Raw genomic sequence first — 18,482 nt, forward strand, 5'->3', positions numbered from 1 at the left:
GTCGTTCTCACAAACAACATAATAACACAAGTGAGCAGTGGGACTTTTTGTTACTTCAAATGTTGCACTTCATCTTACAATTTTTATAATTTTTTGAGGTCATGAAGTTCCCAATATCTATTCCCGCACGCATTTTTACTCTTCTTACAACCCAACAAATTTGAAATATCCAAGCTGCAATTTTGAAAACTTCATGATAATTTCCACCAACAATGATTATGGAGTCCGATCCTCCATAAATAGTTATTTCCGGGTAGATTTCGGCTAAATTTCTTAAATAAGTGTCCCACAAGAACTCCAGATCAACTAGCGGAGTAATTACACTTGTACTAGCAGTTATTTTCGTGGCCTCGGTAACACCTAAAAGATCAATAAATAACACTGTATTCATTGTTAAAATAAAGTCTTCTTTCTCTTCAGGTGTTATAACATCTATTTTCATATACCCTCCCTAACATAATTTTATACCTTTCTAATTATTCCCACAGAACAATGACTTATTCAATTGGTTCAAATAACTTAACCCTTTTTTCAACCAACTTCTTATCGTACCTACTTCCCATCATAATATTCATTGTAGAATTTTTTAACACATTTGAATTTTCATTGATTGCCTTATAATTTTTGTAACGTTCTTCCCAAATCTTTTTGTGTGTCTTAAGTTCTTTTTTTAAAGCATCATATAGCTGAGAGGTTCTAAAAATATTATCTTCAATTATATTTTTAAAATTTTCACTCTGGATGTATTCCATAAGCTTTTTTGCTCTTTTATCCTTTTCACCCGGTTCTATATTCATCAAACTTAATTCAATCATTGAATTGCGTAATATTTTCGCAACCGATACTACGCCAAAAGGATGAACAACAATGATGTCTTTTTCAACAAAAAATCCTGCTGTATTTTTCTTTTGCACAACAGTAACAAGAACTCCATATGTGGTTTTTCTATATCCCATATCCGTTTTAATTTGTTTGATAAACTTATTGCTGTATTTAGTTGTAGCTTTGCATTCGTAAAGTATTTTGCCTCTTGATTTCCCCTTACAGAAGACTTCTTGAATAATATCTCCTCCCTTACCGTGTGCCGTAACCACATCTTCATCAAATTCAATCTTTAAATCTTTCAAGACCTTCTTTTCTAAATCAAATCCTTCCATTTGCGGTGTGGTCCCTTTTTTAAGTTGTTCCTTTAATTCTTCTATTTTTTTATTCAACCCCTGTATTTCAGTTGCCTTGGCATCAATTGACTTTGCAAGCATATCTGCCCGCTTTTTTTCTTTCCCTATGCCTTTTGCTACCCCATCCATTACCGCTTGCTTAACATTTTTCTTCATTTCTCTTTCTTTTTTACCCAACTCGATTTTTTGTTTGGCAACAGATTCCATCAATTCCGTTTCTCTGTTTTTTAACTTTTTAAGTTTATCCTTCAGCCCTGCCTCAAATTCTTTTTTCGCATCCCAAACTCCTAGTATATCGTCGTACTTTTTTTGCTCCAACATTGAGCCACAAAGCGGACATTTCTTCATTTTAGCCTTCGCCATAAACCCTCCCTATATTATATAGTTTTTCGGCACTTTCCCGTTTGACCCTTCCACGCTTACCCCTGTGTCCGGCACGTAAGCTTTTTTTTCAAGCACAAAGAACATATCCCTGAAATTCTTTACCATCCCCGCCTTTACCAACTTGTCATAATCCTGTTTGTACACCTGCACCGTATACCTCTGAAGCTTACGAGCAAAGGAACCCAGGTATGGTGAAAACTTTGCTTTTTCAAGTATTTCTTCGCATTTTTCATCATATTTCACAACCAGCGAATATGCTTTATTATCTATTAGGTTAAAACTGTCCGATATCGTCCTAAATGGATATTCAAGCCTTCCCCCGCTGTTATTTATACTCTTCAGTATATTCTTACCGTCCAATCCTTCCCCTTCCCTTGAATATAATATTTCAAAGTATTCCTTAATATTTTTAAGACTCAGTAAATCTTTGCTTTCATTTTGGTTAATTACTTCCTTTGCCACACCTGCTGTCCTTGCCAGAAATCCCGGCGGTGCTTTGTGTCCTGCTGGTTTAAAAACATATACTTTTCCGCCTTCTTTTATCTTTCTTTCCCTGTTGCACCTGCCTGCGGCCTGCGCAATGGAATCTATGCCTGCTATTTCCCTGTATACAACCGGAAAATCTATATCAACTCCTGCTTCTATAAGCTGCGTTGAAATCACTCGGCATCTTTCACCGTTTTTCAGTTTCCCCTTTATTTCTGATATCTTATCCGTTCTATGCGCAGGACACATTCCCGCGCTTAAATGATAAATACCGTCTTTCTCTTTTCCTTTTATTCCGTCATACAACTCCCTGGCAAATTTCCTTGTATTTACTATACAAAGAACCCTTTCATAATCTGCAAGCTTGTTTATTAAATTTTCTGTTTCTATTTCCCCTGCCCATTCCACATTTACCGCTTTTAACTTTTCATATAATGGTTTGGGCTTATCTATTATCTCTACAGGCTCCATACCGCCCGGCAGCTTAAATCCTTCCGGCGGGTCGTCAAAAATCGCCGGTTGTGTGGCAGTACAAAATACAACAGAACATCCATAATTTTTTATAAGTTCAGCCAGCGCATATATACAAGGTTTCATATACTGAACAGGCAGCATCTGCGCCTCATCAAGTATTATTACACTATTAGCTATATTGTGAAGCTTACGGCATCTTGATCCGCGATTTGAAAAAAGCGATTCAAAAAACTGTACATTGGTTGTGGCTATAAGCGGCATATCCCAGTTTTCAGCCGCAAGCTTCATTTTATAGTCTGACTCATCTTCATCATCAGTACCCTCTTTATAATCATAGTTACTGTGGTGTTCCAGGACACTCTCTGCACCAAGCGCTTTTTTAAAAACATCAGCATTTTGCTCTATGATGCTTGTATATGGTATGACATAAATTACCCTTTCAAGATTATTTACTTTTGCGTGTTTCAACCCAAAAGCAAGCGATGAAAATGTTTTTCCCCCGCCTGTAGGAACAGTCAGGGTGAAAAATCCGGGTTTAGATGAGGCTTTTTCAATACAGGCTTTCATTATCTTCGATCTCTCGGCGTTTAAATCTGATTTTTCTGCTTTAGAGGTTATTTTTTTCAAATAAATGCTTAATTTACTTTCAAGTTCAGATATTGATAACCCCTTTTCTCTTTTCAGCGATTTTTCTACATCACAGAACCGCTCCGTATCCATATAATCCGCATCGACAAGGCATGAGTAAAGCATCCTTACAAGCATAAAACAGGAAAACTCCTTTTCATGCTTGTCGGCTTTTAATGTAGGTAATCCGGGTTTATTTTGTAACAGTTCTTTCAGTTCAATTTCAAATGCATTATAAACTGATATATTGACATTTTTTAGCCTTGCTTCAAGACATGCATCATCCCCTGCCCCGATAAAATCCGCCAGCCCTGCATGATGCCCAGCTATGGGATATGCAAGAATTTTTCCGATAAGTTCCCCATATCTTGCCATAACCTCTTTCGCCCCTGCTGTACTGTGGTCCACCCTCTGGTTTTTTCCATCAAGTTTTCCCTGAAACTCCGCCGAGTACTTTCCGACATCGTGCAATATCCCCGCCATATACCCAAGTTCCCCTGCGCCAAACTTCTGCGCGAATGTGCGGGACATATCAGCAACCGCCGTCAGGTGGTCTTTTAATAACTGCCACTTCTCTTTTGACTGACCTTGAACCGAATGCGCGTAATATTCCATTTAACCCTTCTTTATCCGGATTTTCATTTTACTATTTTTTGCCGTCTTCCTTTTTTCCTCTGAAAGTGTAATATCCATTTCATTTACTTCTAAATCGTTTTTTTCTTCTGCTTCTTTTTTTAAAAAAACCTTAGAGGAGTCATAAACTATCACTCTATCATTATTAGTTACTGTTGCATTATATTTATCTTTAACGCCATCTTCTTCTAACTCCATTAAAATTTCTTTTGCATAAACAACAGCCTCTCTTTCTGTTTCAAATATTTCTGTAAGATCTTTTAATATTTCATTCTTTTTATCTGCATACACAGTAAAGACTTCTACTATGAATTTTCCCATTATATACCCTCCTTCTTTTCTATTAAAATATTAATCTTTCATTTTTTATTAAAACTACAGTTATTTATTCTCTCCCAGATACCCAAAAACTCGATTGAGTCCTTATTTCTAAGCCCTTTTTCAATCAAACTCAACTCATCTTCAAAGCTCCTAACCGTGTTAGTCAGTTTTTACTCTACATATACCATATATTAGCAACTATCATGCCTGGTAAAACATGCTTAAAATTAAGAAATAATTTAAGAGACATGTCATTTATTGATTGCTACTTGTCATTTTCCGACAGTCTGTATTCCTTTATTTTATTCTTTAAAGTATTTAACACAATGCCTACTCTGGCTGCTGTTTGCGTTAAATTCCAGGAAGTCGCCGTAAGTGCTTTTTTAATAACGTATTTTTCTACGTCTTTAAGGGTTACCAAATCATCATCCATTCTTTGGCTTTCCAACTGCATATTTTCTTCCGACTCTCTTTTCATAAGTGTTTTTATCATTTTACTGCCGGCTTTATATACCCTGCACCTTTCAAGAAACCTGTAAAGCTGCCTTATATTTCCGGGCCAGTTATAGTTTTCTATTGCCGCGTAATCTTCTTCTTTTAATTCCAGCTTAAAAGTTTCTTTGGAGTTGTTTATCTCTTTAATAATGTTTTCTGCTATTATTCTTATATCTTCTTTTCTCTCTTTTAAGCTTGGCACTCTGATAATATCTCCGGTTATCCTAAAGTAAAGGTCTTTTCTGAATTGTTTTTCAACAACAAGCATTTTTATGTCCATATTAGTAGCCGTTAATATCCTTACATCCGCTTTTTTGGGTTCACCGTCATAACCAAGCGGCCAATATGAAAAATCCTGAAGAAAACGTAAAAGCTTGCTTTGAATTTCAAGCGGCATTTCAGTGATTTCATCTAGAAAAATTGTCCCGCCTTCCGCCCTTTTTATAACCCCGTCACGCTTTGAATCCGCGCCTGTAAAAGCGCCTTTCGCATGTCCAAACAGCGTACTTTCCATAAGAGTAACAGACAACCCCGCGCAGTTGACAGGTACAAATGGCCCCTTTCTTTCGCTTTCCTTGTGAATTGCTTCGGCAATGCGTTCTTTGCCTGTGCCAGTATCCCCAATAAGCAGCAAAGGCATTTTTGATTTAGAAACAACAGAAATCTGATTTCTTAATTCAGCCGCCACACGGCTTTTCCCGGGAACATTATTAATCATGCTTCACCCCAATCCCAAAACTGTAATTTAAATATAAACAGGATGCTGAAACTTATGTTCATTAACAATAACATATTTTCCTTTTTTATGCACCTTCCTGTTCATATTTTCCTAAAAATACCATTTATGCTTTGTCTGCCTTTCAACTGAATGCGCTTGGCATTCCATTTCTATGCGTATGTACCGCTTCCATATCTTCCTGCTTTGGCAATTACTCCAATACCTTTCGCTTTTTCTGTCCATTTTTTCACCGAAAGCGTAAACCTGTTTAACCCGGCATTTGCCATAATCCCCTCGAATTCGGGGGAATTAAAATCAGGGTTATTTATTCTCTCCCAGATGCCCAAAAATTCCAATGTGTTCTTATTTCTAAGCCATTTTTCAATAAGCGAAAGCCCGCCGTCAAAATTTTTTACCATATCAGTTAGTGATATATAATCCTGTTCTTTTACTTCAACCACGGTAATTACAACGCCTTTTACCACAACAGCCCTTTCTTTTTTCATTGTATTGCCCCCTCTATACTTATTCAAATATACACCACTGAATATTTTAACAAAGACACTGACACGCCGCAAAACGCGCATAGCGTTCCATTAAATCCGCACTATTACATTTTAGAAAAACCCGCTCCCATTTGATTCATTCAATAATAACGCTTCCCCAAAATTAATCAATTATATTTTCTAAACAAATTTCTCCATAATATAATCGTCCATTATAAACCCATTCCCTATGTCTTTTATCACTTCACGGACTTTCATATATCCCATTTTTTCGTACGCCTTAATGGAATTTTTATTGTTTTTATGCACGTTTAAATATATCCTTGTCAGCCCTTCTTCCTTTGTCCTTTTCTCCGCGAAGTCATTCATAAATTTTCCAAAACCCTGATTTCTTAATTTATTTACCACATAAAGTTTGCTTAAATACATGGCATTTCTTTTGTTATCAAGGGCAAGGTAGCCCGCGTCTGTGCCGTTGACAGAAAGAATATAGTATTCCGCGCCGTCATGAATTTCTTTTATTATCCGTTCTTCGGATTGATAGGTTTCAAGCATGTATTTAACCTGTGCTTCACCTATGATAGGGGTGTAATGTTCCGGCCATATTTCATTAATAAGGGCTATAAGCCGGCCTGTATGCTCTTTTCCCTTCACCTTTATAAGCGAAGGTTTTCCGCCGCCCGGCATTACGGCCTGCGCTTAAACGCCACTACGCCCAAAGGCGGCAGTGTGATAGAAATGGATTTCCCCATACCGTTCCACGGGACATCCTGCGAATGCACCCCGCCCATATTGCCCTGATTGCTTCCCCAGTATTCATGTGAATCGGAATTAAATATTTCTTCCCAGAAGCCGCCGTCAGGTACGCCAAGCAGGTAATTGGACCTGACAACAGGGGTTAAGTTGCATATTACCACTATGGAATCGTCAATGAAAAGTTCGTTCTTTCTTACAAAAGAAAGCACAGAATCTTCGTAATTTCCGCAGTCCAGCCACTGAAAGCCGGTCCAGTCGTGCTCGTGTTTATTAAGCGCGGGTTCATTCACATAAAGCTCATTAAGTTTTTTAACCATTTTCTTTACGCCGTCGTGATTATAATATCCCGCCGATTCCCAGTTTAAACTTACGTTCACATTCCATTCTTCCCACTGGCCGAATTCATCGCCCATAAACAGCATTTTCTTTCCGGGATGAAACCACATGTAAGATAAAAGCGCGCGCAGGTTGGCAAATTTCTGCCAGTCATCACCCGGCATCTTTTTTATTAAAGACCCTTTTAAATGCACCACTTCATCGTGCGATAATGGCAGCATAAAATTTTCGGTAAAAGCGTACATCATTGAAAAAGTAAGGTTGTTCTGGTGCCATTTTCTGTAAACCGTGTCCTTAGAAAAATATGAAAGCGTGTCATTCATCCACCCCATGTTCCATTTAAAGCCAAACCCAAGCCCGCCGGCGTAAAGCGGCCTTGTGACCATAGGCCAGGACGTGGATTCTTCCGCTATTGTCTGCACATCGGGATATTCTTTATAAACAGTTTCATTAAATTTCTTTAAAAAATCTATGGCTTCAAGATTTTCCCTGCCCCCGAATTTGTTCGGTATCCATTCGCCTTCCTTGCGCGAATAATCCAGATACAGCATGGAAGCCACAGCGTCAACACGCAGCCCGTCTATATGATATTTATCCAGCCAGAACAGCGCGTTAGAAATTAAGAAATTAATTACTTCATGCCTGCCGTAATTAAATATAGCGGAACCCCAGTCCGGATGAAAACCCTGGCGAGGGTCAGCGTGTTCGTATAAGTGAGTTCCGTCAAAATACATAAGGCCGTATTCATCAGACGGAAAATGAGAAGGCACCCAGTCAAGAATTACGCCGATGCCGTTCTTATGCATGTGTTCCACAAAATACATAAAATCCTGCGGCGTACCGTAGCGGGAAGTGGGCGCGAAAAATCCCACAACCTGATAACCCCATGAACCAAAAAACGGGTGTTCCATCACAGGCATAAGTTCAACATGCGTAAAGCCCATATACTTGCAGTATTCCGCCAGCTGGTGCGCGGTCTCTTTATAGCCAAGCGATTCAATGCCGTCGCCTGTTTTGCGCCAGCTTCCAAGGTGTACTTCGTAAATGGACATGGGCGCGTTAAGCGCGTTTTTCTTATGGCGTTCTTTCATCCATTCATCATCTGACCAGTTGTAATCGGTATCCCAGACAACGGATGCCGTCTTTGGCGCGATTTCCCATGACAGCCCGAACGGGTCGCCCTTATCAGCGCGGTAATCATTATGATTGCTTACTATATGATACTTGTATATTTCGCCTTTGCCGATTCCCGGAATAAATCCTTCCCAGATGCCGGAATTATCCCAGCGCATTGTAAGCGGGTGCGCGGTGGAATCCCAGCCGTTAAAATTTCCTATTACAGAGACGTGCTTTGCGTTTGGCGCCCAGACCGCGAAACTTACGCCTTTCTCTCCGTTTACGGTTCTTACGTGCGACCCCATCTTGTCATAAAGTCGGAAATGATTGCCCTCTTTATAAAGGTACACGTCGTGTTCGGTAAATTCTGAAACTCCGTGAACTACTTTTCCGGCTGCCATATGAAACTCCTTGAGGTGATATATTTTAATATAATCCTTATTATACAACAGCATGGCGCTAAGTTAAATGATAAAAATTAACACCGGCAGACAAAGATAAAGTTTTAGACAAAAACAGATTAGACTTGAAAAACAAACCCCGTTTATATATACTAACTTTAATAAAAATCAGGGGAGGTTTTCATGAAAAGAAATCTTTTGTTATTATCAGTAATCTCTGTTTTTGCAATGTTTTTCAGCATCAGCTGTTCTACTGACAGCCCGTCAGAATCCAAACCCGCGCCCACACCTGTGATTTTAGCCGCGGCCGCGGAAATGGAAGATTTTGAAGATGGCAGCTATGTTTTTTCTGTAAATGACGTAACCGGTAACATAACAACGGGAGATGATTCAACAGACGGCGGTACATCCGAAATAACCGGCAGCTCTATTGTCACCGGGCAGCTTAACGGCACTTACAGCCTTGCGCTTACGGCAACCGTAAAATCCACCCTTCCCGTCAGCACAACAGAAGGAGATTACACCGCAATGATGCCCCCTTCATACGATCACGTTGGATATGTTACTGTAAATATTAATTTTAATAATCCCGTTGATCTTATAACCAATAACGATTTTCTTTATTTCACCCATAAAATATCAGACGCAACCGCAATGGCTTACAGGATTTATTTTTATTCACAGGACCGTAAATACTGTTATGTAGGCAACAATACTCCTTCCACCACATCAATTTATAGGCAGGTTTATTTCAGCCTGCTTTCAAGCCCTTCAGAATATACCGCGGCAGAAGTGCTGTTAAACGTCAATAAAATAGTATTTGTTTTAAAGTACAGATCTAACGGGATATCACAAAAAGACATCAACTTTCACATAGACGATATAGGAGTAAGCCCCGAATAGATAATACAAAAAAAGCCGCGGCAGGCGCTTAACCTGCCGCGGCTTTTTTAATTAACGGATTATTTTATTCCCAGTTCTTTCACCCTTGCCTCGCACATCTTTTTTGTTTTAACATCCTGCCAGTAAAATGTTTTAGAAACCGGCGCGTTAAGCACCTCTTTATACAACACTGCCGCCTTCTCTTTTTCATTTGTGTCATTCATGGCGTCAGCAAGGAACAATTTTGCTATAAGAGAATCTTCAATTTTTAACGCTTCCGCAATCAGTTCTTTTGCCTTGTTTTTATCCGGCCATGTGATAACAAAAGGAATACTAGGAGCTTTCCAGTGAAGCCTTCCAAGCACCAGAAGCGCTGCGGCCTTATTGGACCCGTCAAGTTTTATCGTTTTTTCGCTGTATTTTTTTATCTTATCCGCAATACCATTTGAAGCGGATTCAAAAAGGTCTGACATATCCCCTTTTCTTGCCCACATAAGCGCAAGGCAGTAATTATAAACCTCTGACTTTTCCGGATCAAGCCCGCTTTTTTCTATAAGCGCGATAACATCCGCATACGCCTTTTTCTTTTCATCCACAGACCCGATATCCATGTGATGGTATTTGTAATTGGCGCACTTTGCCAGCTGATAATACACATTTTCGGGTACGCCTTCTTTTCCAGCAGCTTCAACCGCCTTTTTATACAAAACATCAGCGGAATTAAGAAGTTTTACCGCTTCTTTTACATCTGTTACGGAATTAATTTTTGATAATATTACATCCGCCTGTAAAACAGGATTCATTTCCGCATATTTTGCCTGAATATTAAATACAGACAGCAAAAACAGTAATACAAGTACAATAATCATCCCTGTTTTTCTCATAAAACCTCCTATACATCCTGAACCTGAACACTTTGCCTACTGTTCTTCTTTTTCAGGTTCTATTTTTTTCTGGACAAAAACATTCCGTTCTATTGTTTTTAGGGCCGTCTTATCCGCCATGACAAGCATAACATCCCCGGATTCTAAAACCGTGCCGCCGTCCGGTATTATAAACTGTTCATCCCTTGAAATAAGGGTCACAAGCGCGCCCTTTGGTATGCCTATTTCAAAAAGCCTTTTTCCCACCGCGACCGAACCAAAAGGTATCATGACTTCATTTAAGTCCGCGTTAACGCCGGCAAGCGCATCCATTTCAATCGGGGCTTTCTTTCTGTTTTTAAGCGGTTCTTCAAGCCCAAGCCACCGCGAGACAAGAGAAATTGTACTTCCCTGCAGAAGCGCGGATAATAATACGGTAAAGAAAACTATATTAAATATTTTTTCCGCGCCCGGCACCCCGGCAGTAAGTGGAAATATGGCCAATATAACCGGAACAGCGCCCCTTAATCCCACCCAGGATATCATCAGTTTTTCTTTAATATTAAGTTTGGAAAAAGAAAGGCATGCAAAAACAGCCGCCGGCCTTGCCAGAAAAATAAGCACTATACCCGCTATAATTCCATCCCCCGCTACAGGTATAATTTTAGACGGAAAAACAAGCAGCCCCAGCATAAGGAATATTACAATCTGCATAAGCCACGCCACGCCGTCATGAAAACGTATCAGGTTATTTTTATGGATAAAAGTCCTGTTGCCAAGGACAATACCGGCCGCGTATACGCTTAAATAACCGTTGCCTTTTATATGCGTCGTCACCATGTAAAGGATTATTACAAGCGCCATTGTCAGCACCGGATAAAGCCCGTCATATTCAAGGTTGATACGGTTAATGAATTCAACCATAAGCCTGCCGAACACCACACCGGCGGCAAGCCCTATTGCCATTTCAATAAAAAAGGACGGGATTAAAGATAGCGGCGAAGAATGGCTTCCGGTCATTACGCCTATTATGCCAACCGTTAAAAAGACAGCCATAGGGTCGTTGCTTCCGGATTCAAGTTCTAACAGCGGCTTTAAATTACCTTTTAAATTTATCCCTTTAGAACGTAATATTGAAAACACAGCCGCCGCGTCAGTTGAAGATACAATGGCGCCAAGCAGCATTGAATCAATAAGAGGCATTTTAAGTACGAAATATAATAATCCGCCTGTAATACCCGCGGTCATTAAAACTCCCAGCGTGGCAAGCAGCACTCCTTCTTTTAAGACCGGCTTTATCATTACCCATTTTGTGTCCATACCGCCGTAAAAAAGTATCATGGACAAAGCGGCAATACCTATTCCCTTTGCGATTTCATTATCATCAAAGTGTATTCCAAAAACACCCTCTGAACCGGCTGTCATTCCGATAACTATAAATATAAGAAGCGTGGGAAGCCCTATCTTGTCAGAAGCTTTGCTTAACACCACACTGACAAGCAGCAAAAGCGCGGCGACAAAAATTATTGATTCATACGAATACTGCATAAAGTCTCCCGTTATATTTTTATTATATAATCATTGTAATCTGCCGGCTTGTTTTTGTCAATTAAACGAAATAACACTGTTAATGTTAAAAACAGCCGTTATTTTACATTTACTTTTAACTGAAAATCCCTTATATTAATTAAACTTTATTAAATACAGGAGGATATTATAATGAAAGGCACAATAACCGGTAAGATATTAAAAAACCACCTTGTATCCGGAAATTTAACGGCAGGCGAAGAAATAGGAATAAAAATAGACCAGACGCTGACACAGGATGCCACCGGCACCATGGCTTACCTTGAATTTTTAAATTTTAATGTTTCAAAAATCGGAACAAAACTTTCGGTCAGCTATGTGGACCATAACACGCTGCAGAGCGGTTTTGAAAACGCGGACGACCACGCTTTTTTACAGTCAGTTGCCGAAAAATACGGCCTGTGGTTTTCCAAACCCGGAAACGGCATATGCCACCAGGTGCACCTTGAAAGGTTCGGGCGTCCGGGCTGGACTCTTGTGGGGTCAGATTCCCACACACCCACAGCCGGCGGCCTTGGAATGCTGGCAATCGGGGTGGGCGGACTTGATGTGGCCGCGTCGCTTGCAGGCTACCCTTTTAATCTGAAATGCCCGGAGGTTATTGGTATTAAATTAACCGGCAGGCTTAACCCATGGTCTTCGGCAAAAGATGTAATTCTGCTTATTCTGCAGATGCTTACCGTAAAAGGCGGCGTCGGTAAAGTATTTGAATACTTCGGCGAAGGGGTAAAAACTCTGTCCGTACCGGAACGCGCGGTTATAACAAATATGGGCGCGGAACTTGGCGCCACAACTTCAATTTTTCCTTCGGACGGCAATACAAAAGCTTTTCTTGCCGCTTTCGGCAGAATAAAAGATTTCAGTGAATTATTGCCCGATAAAGGCGCGCAGTATTCAAAAATTATAGAGATAGACCTTGCGCAGGTGGAACCCATGATTGCGCAGCCGCACATGCCCGACAACGTAAAAAAAGTAAAAGAGATTAAGAATAAAAAAGTAAACCAGGTGATAATAGGAAGCTGTACCAACAGTTCGTATAAGGACTTGATGACAGCGGCCGCAGCTTTAAAAGGTAAAAAAGTGCATAAAGATGTCTCTTTTGTCATAGCTCCCGGATCCAAAACCATTATGGATGCCATGATAAAAAACGGAATGTTTTCCCTTTTTCTTGAAGCGGGCGCGCGTATTATTGAATCCGCGTGCGGCCCCTGCATAGGTATGGGACAGGCGCCGTCGTCCGGCGCGGTATCGGTAAGGACATTTAACCGTAATTTCAAGGGGCGTTCCGGCACCAATGACGCGGAGATTTATCTTGCAAGCCCTGAAACCGCTGTTGCGGCGGCTGTTACGGGAAAAATAACAGACCCGCGCAGACTTGGAAAATATCCGTCAATTAAACCCCTTATCAAATTCCCGATAAATAATTCACTTTTATTAAAACCGCTGTCCCCGGCAAAAAGAAAATCAGTAAAAATTATCATGGGGCCAAACATTAAACCGCTCCCTGAATCATCGCCGCTTGCGCAGGAAATTAAGGCAAAGGTCATCGCGTGTTTTGGCGACAATATTACAACTGACGACATTATGCCGGCAGGAGCAAAAATACTACCTTTAAGAAGCAATATTCCTGAAATATCAAAATACGTATTTACAAAACTTGACCCTAAGTTCCACGATAAAGCGCTTGCCAATAAACCGGGAGTCGTGACAGGCGGGGAGAATTACGGCCAGGGAAGCTCCCGCGAACACGCGGCACTTGCGCCCATGTATCTTGGCATAAAGGCGGTTATTGTAAAATCTTTTGCCCGCATTCACAAGGCAAACCTGATAAATTTTGGAATACTTCCGCTTATATTTAAAAACGCGGCGGATTATGATAAATGCAAAGAAGGCGTTTCAATCACCCTTGAAAATACCGCATCCGCGCTTAAAGAAGGCAAAGACATAACAGCCGCGCTTGGTTCGGGAGAAAAAATCACGCTTACTTATAACCTTTCAGAACGCGACCGCGAAATTCTTCTTGCCGGCGGAACGATTGATTATATTAAAAGACAGATTAAATAAGGACGCTTGGATGCTTAGAGGCTTGGAGGTTTGGTAAAACTAAACCGTAAAAACAAGCAGTTCAGAAGTTTAGCGGCTCGGTAAAAGTTAACGGGAAAGTTTATAGGTTTGGTAGCTGCTCCCTTCAGGGTGCGTTGTTTTGATTTTTTGCTGTCCCTGCTTCTTTCGCTCATAAACTCGCTTCATCGCATGGATCTACGCTCGCAGGCTTGCTTCGACCGCACCTTAAAAGGTGCGCCTACCAAGACAAAACCTGACTGATTATTTTATTTTTGGGATAACGTTTTTTGGATTATGCCTTTACCAAGCATCCAAGCCTCTAAGCATCCAAGCCTCTGCTATTATTTATGGGATAAGTTTTCAGTCTTTATACATCACTTCATACATCGTATAAAGCTTGTGTTTTTTTCTGGAGGTTTCCACGCAGACTTTTATATCCTTCTTTTTTTTCACTTCAAGCAGTACCTCTATAACTCCGGCAAAATGTTCCGCGGCGGCGCCCTGAGTCCCGTCAAGGCCAAGAATGGAATAAACCCAGTGCCCTTTATCCCGCTTGATTGCTTTCACATCAACTATCCTGTAATGTGAATGAAGGTTAGGTATAAGAAATTTATCAGCCAGAAACGGTTCCGGCATGATTCTGACAAACAGCCCCGTTAATCCCGAAAACCACTTTTTTGTGTCGTATTTTGAATATTCCCTGCAGCCTGAAATATCGCCTTCATAAAACATTTCGCACATTTTAAGGGATGGTTTCACAAAATAGTCATCCGAATCATACCATTCAGAATTAAATTTTCCCAGGGAATACAATTCCGAAGCTGTTTTTGGAATTTTCTTCAGCCATGCCTGAAAATTTTCTTCTCCGAAATTTTTTCTGATAAATTCCGGAAGTAAAATCATCATATTTCTGTTAACTTCCATTAGCACCGCCCCGTTTGTTTCTATTGTAATAATTATACCCTAAAAACAATCATTTCAAGAGATATTTTTTACCACTCCTTGAAAATCACAAAAACAGCCAGTACAATAAGCGCGAATCCCGCCGCATGGTTCCATCTCATGGGTTCTTTTAAATAGAAAATCGAAAATACCGCAAAGACAATTAATGTTATTACCTCCTGGATAGTTTTAAGTTCGGTCGCGGAAAACTGCCCGTGCCCTATCCTGTTTGCGGGCACCTGAAAACAGTACTCCACAAATGCTATTATCCAGCTTATAAGAATAACCTTAAAAAGCGGGTGGTCTTTAAATTTAAGGTGCCCATACCAGGCAAAGGTCATAAATATATTGGAAATTACAAGAAGCAGTACGGTTTTCATTTTTTTGATTCTTCCTCTTCTTCAAGTTCTTTTGGCGCGGTAACAGCGGCAGGGGCTGGCTCTAAAACCGTTTTATCAAACCCCTCTTCTGACGCGCCCTGTATATCGGCTGATTCAATCTCTTTTTGGGCTTCGGCCGCGTCAATATCTTCCCATGAGACAATTTCATCTTCAGCGGCGGTTGAAACTGCCGGCTGATATCCGGAATTATCGCCTGTCGGCAGGTTCTGCGTTTCAAGCACCGCTTCTTCGGCTGCAGTATCATACCCGGACCGGAATTCAAAGAGCGCGCAGGAAGGTAAAAAAGAAAATACGGCTGCTATAAATATCAGAAATAATAAACTTCTATTTTTCACCGACTTAATAACCCGCCATTTAGCAGTTTATATTTATTGTCTGCTTTATTTTATTATTATCTGTTCGCGTTCCGGCCCCACTGAAACTATGGACACTTTAACACCGGTGTAATCTTCTATGAACTTTATATATTTTTTTACGGCTGCCGGCATCTGTGAATATTTCTTTATTTTTGTCAGATCACAGTTCCACCCTTCAAGTGTTTTATATACGGGTTTTGCGGAATAAAGTTCTTCGCCGTCAGCCACAAAAGATTTTGTTTTTTTGCCCTTAACCAGATACTCTGTGCATACCTTAATTTCATCAAATATGGACAGGACATCAATCTTTGTAAGTATTATATCCGTAAGCCCGTTTAAATCGCAGACATATTTTAACGCTACAAGGTCAAGCCATCCGCAGCGCCTTGGCCTGCCTGTTGTGGCTCCAAACTCGCCGCCTTCTTTTCTTGTCTTTTCGCCTGTCTTTTCATCCATCTCTGTAGGCATGGGCCCGTTGCCCACCCTTGTCTGATATGCTTTTGTAATACCCCAGACCTTATTAATAATTTTATGCGAAATACCGGCCCCTGTCATTACCCCGCCGATTGTGGGGTTGCTGGAAGTTACAAAAGGATATGTTCCAAAATCAATATCAAGAAGGGCGCCCTGAGCGCCTTCAAAAAGTATTTTTTTGCCTTTTTTATGCGCGGCATTAATTACGGATGACGTGTCCCCTACAAACGGCTTTATTATTTTACTTAACTTTGCAAGTTCATCCATAACAGCCTTTTTGGAAACAGGTTCAGCCCCATAAAATTTCTTTAACAGAAAGTTCTTTTCATCAAGGTTTTCTGTGATTTTTTCTTCAAGCGTCTTTGATTTAAATAAATCCCTTACCCTTATGCCTGTCCTGGTGTATTTATCCGTATACGCAGGCCCTATTCCGCGGCCTGTCGTACCTATTTTTTTATCGCCCGTCTTTTTGCCTTCCCTTGCTTTGTCAATTGCCTTATGATACGGAAGCACAACATGCGCGTTATCGCTGATAATAAGGTTTTTGGATGTAATTTTAATCCCCTGTGCCTTAAGCCCGTTTATTTCATCCACCAGCGCGTTTAAATCCAGCACAACGCTGTTGCCTATTATATTAAGCTTATTTCCGTGAAGTATACCGGAAGGCAGAAGGTGCATAATGTATTTTTTGTTTCCTATAATTACGGTATGGCCGGCGTTGGCGCCGCCCTGATAGCGTACTATAACATCATATTTCTCCGAGAAAAGGTCAACTATCTTCCCTTTTCCTTCATCTCCCCACTGCGAACCTATTATCACATCTGCAGGCATATCAGCACTCCTTGAAATATGTAATCCGCGCCCGTTTAAATCAGCGCGCACAAACCTTTCCTATTATATATTAATTATCCCCGCATGCAAGAATAATTTAGAGGCAAGGAAATACCTATCCCATATACAGTTATCCCATATCCCATAAATAGTACCAGACGCTTGGATGCTTGGAAGGTCAGATATGGCAGACGCGGTTCTTCAGCACGCGGTAGTTGTTTTTCGTACTATTTGATTTGTTTTGGTAGCCGCGTCCCTTTAGAGCGCGTGTTTTTTGTTTTGCAGTATTGGTCTCGCTCTGGTAGACGCGGGTCTTCAGCCCGCGGCAGTTGAATTTCGATTTTTTCTGACGGAAATATTTCCGTATTAGTTTTTAGACAAGAACACAAACCGATTTGCTTAATAACATAGCTAAACTACTAATAACTAAAAACAAAACTGAATAACAAGAATTATTTATCAGCAGGGTTTCCGCTTTTTTGTATGAACTTAGATCCATTCGCTTTATTAAAGATTATCTTGGCGAATAATAAATTATATACTTTCATTTCCACTCCGGAATTCGAATCAATTATATTGCCCCGTTTATCTCTTATTATATTTTCATGTGCAAAATCCACATAACTGATCGTATTGTTTTTATACTGATAATGATACTTTTGAATATATTTGCACCTACTACATTTTTCTTTCTTTGCAAAATCTCGATATTCGCAGAAAGATTCGTCTATAATATAACTCTCTTGAATTTCCAAAAACTCATAAGAAACCAATCCGCAAGAAAAGAAATTAATTTGAAAATATTCACCTAAAATTGAATCCTGTTTAATAGGTAAAAATTGAAGAAAGATAAAAAAAAGAATAACAAAAACAAGTACTACAAAACGACTGCTAATAAGACCTGGAATACATTTATTAATATTCATAGCAAATTCTACCAATTTTATATATAGATGTTTATTTTTATTGCAATTTTGTTTTTTCGAAATTATCACAATCAACCCCTGAATAAATTATCTTTCTGTAACCCATGAATTAAGTTTAACAAAACAACAGGGTTTGAACAAACGAAATTTTATGGAAGTTCGGAGCAAGAACGAAAATATACTCCCAAAATCCGCGGGCTGAAGACCCGCGTCTACCGGAACAAAACAAACAACAAAAACAACCCGCCCTAAAGGAACGCGGCTGCCAATACCAATACAAAACAGGACTTGGGTGTGTTTTTTCAGCGCGCGCCGCGTAAGCACAGTATATATGCGGCAGGGACCATTTAATGCGGCGGCGGCAAATCCGTATGTGCCGCGAATTCCCGGTTGCCAATGAATTAACATGCCCGTGGATTTCAAGTTTGTATGCCTGCAAGAATACCTATTTGCGGCACGTACTGAAAAAATACACCCAACCCCTGTGATATCAGATGCTTGGACGCTTAGAGGCTTGGTAAAATCCCAAACCAACTGCCGCACCCTAAAGGGATGCGCCTACCAATGCCTATACCTAAAACCTGTAAAACGGAGGGACGGATACACAGAGAGTCGGAGGGTCGGAAGTAAAAACAAATACACGGACAGCGCGGGAGCGCTGGTACATTGTAAAAAATTACTCCCCTTTTGTTAGAAACACGGTAAAGTGTTTTTAAATCAAAAGA

Annotated in this window: 17 protein-coding genes; 2 read left to right on the top strand and 15 right to left on the bottom strand. The window is 40.2% G+C overall.

Going from position 1 to position 18,482, the window contains the following annotated elements:
• Positions 1 to 55: 55 nt before the first annotated feature.
• The 8 genes from JXR81_06285 to glgB all read right to left on the bottom strand — a co-directional run bounded on the left by JXR81_06285 (position 56) and on the right by glgB (position 8,431).
• A complete protein-coding gene (locus tag JXR81_06285) occupies positions 56 to 442 on the bottom strand; it encodes a hypothetical protein (GenBank protein ID MBN2754462.1) in 387 nt (128 codons plus the stop codon).
• Positions 443 to 497: 55 nt separating this feature from the next.
• Complete coding sequence (locus JXR81_06290) at positions 498 to 1,541, bottom strand: hypothetical protein (GenBank protein ID MBN2754463.1); 1,044 nt, start codon at positions 1,539 to 1,541, stop codon at positions 498 to 500.
• Between the two features lie 9 nt (positions 1,542 to 1,550).
• Positions 1,551 to 3,764, bottom strand: a complete 2,214-nt coding sequence (gene cas3, locus JXR81_06295) for a CRISPR-associated helicase Cas3' (protein MBN2754464.1) — start codon at positions 3,762 to 3,764, stop codon at positions 1,551 to 1,553.
• Positions 3,765 to 4,103, bottom strand: coding sequence for a hypothetical protein (locus JXR81_06300; GenBank protein ID MBN2754465.1), 339 nt, complete (start codon positions 4,101 to 4,103; stop codon positions 3,765 to 3,767).
• A gap of 265 nt (positions 4,104 to 4,368) precedes the next feature.
• Positions 4,369 to 5,316 (bottom strand): sigma-54-dependent Fis family transcriptional regulator, encoded by a 948-nt coding sequence (locus tag JXR81_06305; protein ID MBN2754466.1) that lies wholly within the window; start codon positions 5,314 to 5,316, stop codon positions 4,369 to 4,371.
• A 170-nt stretch (positions 5,317 to 5,486) separates the two neighbouring features.
• Positions 5,487 to 5,822, bottom strand: coding sequence for a KilA-N domain-containing protein (locus JXR81_06310; GenBank protein MBN2754467.1), 336 nt, complete (start codon positions 5,820 to 5,822; stop codon positions 5,487 to 5,489).
• Between the two features lie 180 nt (positions 5,823 to 6,002).
• A complete protein-coding gene (locus tag JXR81_06315; GenBank protein ID MBN2754468.1) occupies positions 6,003 to 6,509 on the bottom strand; it encodes a GNAT family N-acetyltransferase in 507 nt (168 codons plus the stop codon).
• Positions 6,509 to 8,431, bottom strand: coding sequence for a 1,4-alpha-glucan branching protein GlgB (glgB, locus tag JXR81_06320; protein MBN2754469.1), 1,923 nt, complete (start codon positions 8,429 to 8,431; stop codon positions 6,509 to 6,511). Before glgB ends, JXR81_06315 begins: the two co-directional genes overlap by 1 nt.
• Positions 8,432 to 8,614: 183 nt before the next feature.
• Here glgB and JXR81_06325 point away from each other — a divergent pair, with 183 nt between their 5' ends.
• Positions 8,615 to 9,334 carry a hypothetical protein gene (locus JXR81_06325; protein ID MBN2754470.1) on the top strand — a complete coding sequence of 240 codons (720 nt, stop codon included), beginning with the start codon at positions 8,615 to 8,617 and terminating at the stop codon, positions 9,332 to 9,334.
• Positions 9,335 to 9,393: 59 nt separating this feature from the next.
• Here the strand turns inward: JXR81_06325 and JXR81_06330 are convergent, their stop codons facing one another.
• Together JXR81_06330 and JXR81_06335 are read right to left on the bottom strand one after the other, a co-directional pair.
• Entirely contained in the window at positions 9,394 to 10,197 is an 804-nt protein-coding gene (locus tag JXR81_06330) for a hypothetical protein (GenBank protein ID MBN2754471.1), read from the bottom strand.
• 36 nt (positions 10,198 to 10,233) lie between these two features.
• Complete coding sequence (locus JXR81_06335) at positions 10,234 to 11,724, bottom strand: potassium/proton antiporter (GenBank protein MBN2754472.1); 1,491 nt, start codon at positions 11,722 to 11,724, stop codon at positions 10,234 to 10,236.
• A gap of 171 nt (positions 11,725 to 11,895) precedes the next feature.
• On the opposite strand from JXR81_06335, the gene JXR81_06340 reads away from it, so the two are divergent.
• Positions 11,896 to 13,827 (top strand): aconitate hydratase, encoded by a 1,932-nt coding sequence (locus JXR81_06340; GenBank protein MBN2754473.1) that lies wholly within the window; start codon positions 11,896 to 11,898, stop codon positions 13,825 to 13,827.
• Positions 13,828 to 14,187: 360 nt separating this feature from the next.
• Here the strand turns inward: JXR81_06340 and JXR81_06345 are convergent, their stop codons facing one another.
• The 5 genes from JXR81_06345 to JXR81_06365 form a co-directional block, all read right to left on the bottom strand.
• Complete coding sequence (locus tag JXR81_06345) at positions 14,188 to 14,751, bottom strand: hypothetical protein (protein ID MBN2754474.1); 564 nt, start codon at positions 14,749 to 14,751, stop codon at positions 14,188 to 14,190.
• A 68-nt stretch (positions 14,752 to 14,819) separates the two neighbouring features.
• Positions 14,820 to 15,149 (bottom strand): DMT family protein, encoded by a 330-nt coding sequence (locus JXR81_06350; protein MBN2754475.1) that lies wholly within the window; start codon positions 15,147 to 15,149, stop codon positions 14,820 to 14,822.
• Complete coding sequence (locus JXR81_06355) at positions 15,146 to 15,505, bottom strand: hypothetical protein (GenBank protein ID MBN2754476.1); 360 nt, start codon at positions 15,503 to 15,505, stop codon at positions 15,146 to 15,148. The genes JXR81_06350 and JXR81_06355 overlap by 4 nt, the downstream gene beginning before the upstream one ends.
• A gap of 45 nt (positions 15,506 to 15,550) precedes the next feature.
• A complete protein-coding gene (locus JXR81_06360) occupies positions 15,551 to 16,831 on the bottom strand; it encodes an adenylosuccinate synthase (GenBank protein MBN2754477.1) in 1,281 nt (426 codons plus the stop codon).
• A 452-nt stretch (positions 16,832 to 17,283) separates the two neighbouring features.
• On the bottom strand, positions 17,284 to 17,826 hold the full coding sequence (locus tag JXR81_06365) for a hypothetical protein (protein MBN2754478.1): 543 nt from the start codon (positions 17,824 to 17,826) through the stop codon (positions 17,284 to 17,286).
• Positions 17,827 to 18,482: the final 656 nt, after the last annotated feature.

The sequence above is a fragment of the Candidatus Goldiibacteriota bacterium genome (assembly GCA_016937715.1).
In the GTDB taxonomy this organism is placed as follows: Bacteria; Oederibacteriota; PGYV01; order PGYV01; family PGYV01; genus PGYV01.

Bases quoted from the DNA above. Each gene is read 5' to 3' on its own strand.
- glgB (MBN2754469.1), bottom strand. From the start codon at position 8,431: ATGGCAGCCGGAAAAGTAGTTCACGGAGTTTCAGAATTTACCGAACAC.
- JXR81_06310 (MBN2754467.1), bottom strand. From the start codon at position 5,822: ATGAAAAAAGAAAGGGCTGTTGTGGTAAAAGGCGTTGTAATTACCGTG.
- JXR81_06285 (MBN2754462.1), bottom strand. From the start codon at position 442: ATGAAAATAGATGTTATAACACCTGAAGAGAAAGAAGACTTTATTTTA.
- JXR81_06315 (MBN2754468.1), bottom strand. From the start codon at position 6,509: ATGCCGGGCGGCGGAAAACCTTCGCTTATAAAGGTGAAGGGAAAAGAG.
- JXR81_06300 (MBN2754465.1), bottom strand. From the start codon at position 4,103: ATGGGAAAATTCATAGTAGAAGTCTTTACTGTGTATGCAGATAAAAAG.
- JXR81_06345 (MBN2754474.1), bottom strand. From the start codon at position 14,751: ATGGAAGTTAACAGAAATATGATGATTTTACTTCCGGAATTTATCAGA.
- JXR81_06340 (MBN2754473.1), top strand. From the start codon at position 11,896: ATGAAAGGCACAATAACCGGTAAGATATTAAAAAACCACCTTGTATCC.
- JXR81_06305 (MBN2754466.1), bottom strand. From the start codon at position 5,316: ATGATTAATAATGTTCCCGGGAAAAGCCGTGTGGCGGCTGAATTAAGA.
- JXR81_06330 (MBN2754471.1), bottom strand. From the start codon at position 10,197: ATGAGAAAAACAGGGATGATTATTGTACTTGTATTACTGTTTTTGCTG.
- JXR81_06290 (MBN2754463.1), bottom strand. From the start codon at position 1,541: ATGGCGAAGGCTAAAATGAAGAAATGTCCGCTTTGTGGCTCAATGTTG.
- JXR81_06325 (MBN2754470.1), top strand. From the start codon at position 8,615: ATGAAAAGAAATCTTTTGTTATTATCAGTAATCTCTGTTTTTGCAATG.
- JXR81_06360 (MBN2754477.1), bottom strand. From the start codon at position 16,831: ATGCCTGCAGATGTGATAATAGGTTCGCAGTGGGGAGATGAAGGAAAA.
- JXR81_06350 (MBN2754475.1), bottom strand. From the start codon at position 15,149: ATGAAAACCGTACTGCTTCTTGTAATTTCCAATATATTTATGACCTTT.
- JXR81_06335 (MBN2754472.1), bottom strand. From the start codon at position 11,724: ATGCAGTATTCGTATGAATCAATAATTTTTGTCGCCGCGCTTTTGCTG.
- cas3 (MBN2754464.1), bottom strand. From the start codon at position 3,764: ATGGAATATTACGCGCATTCGGTTCAAGGTCAGTCAAAAGAGAAGTGG.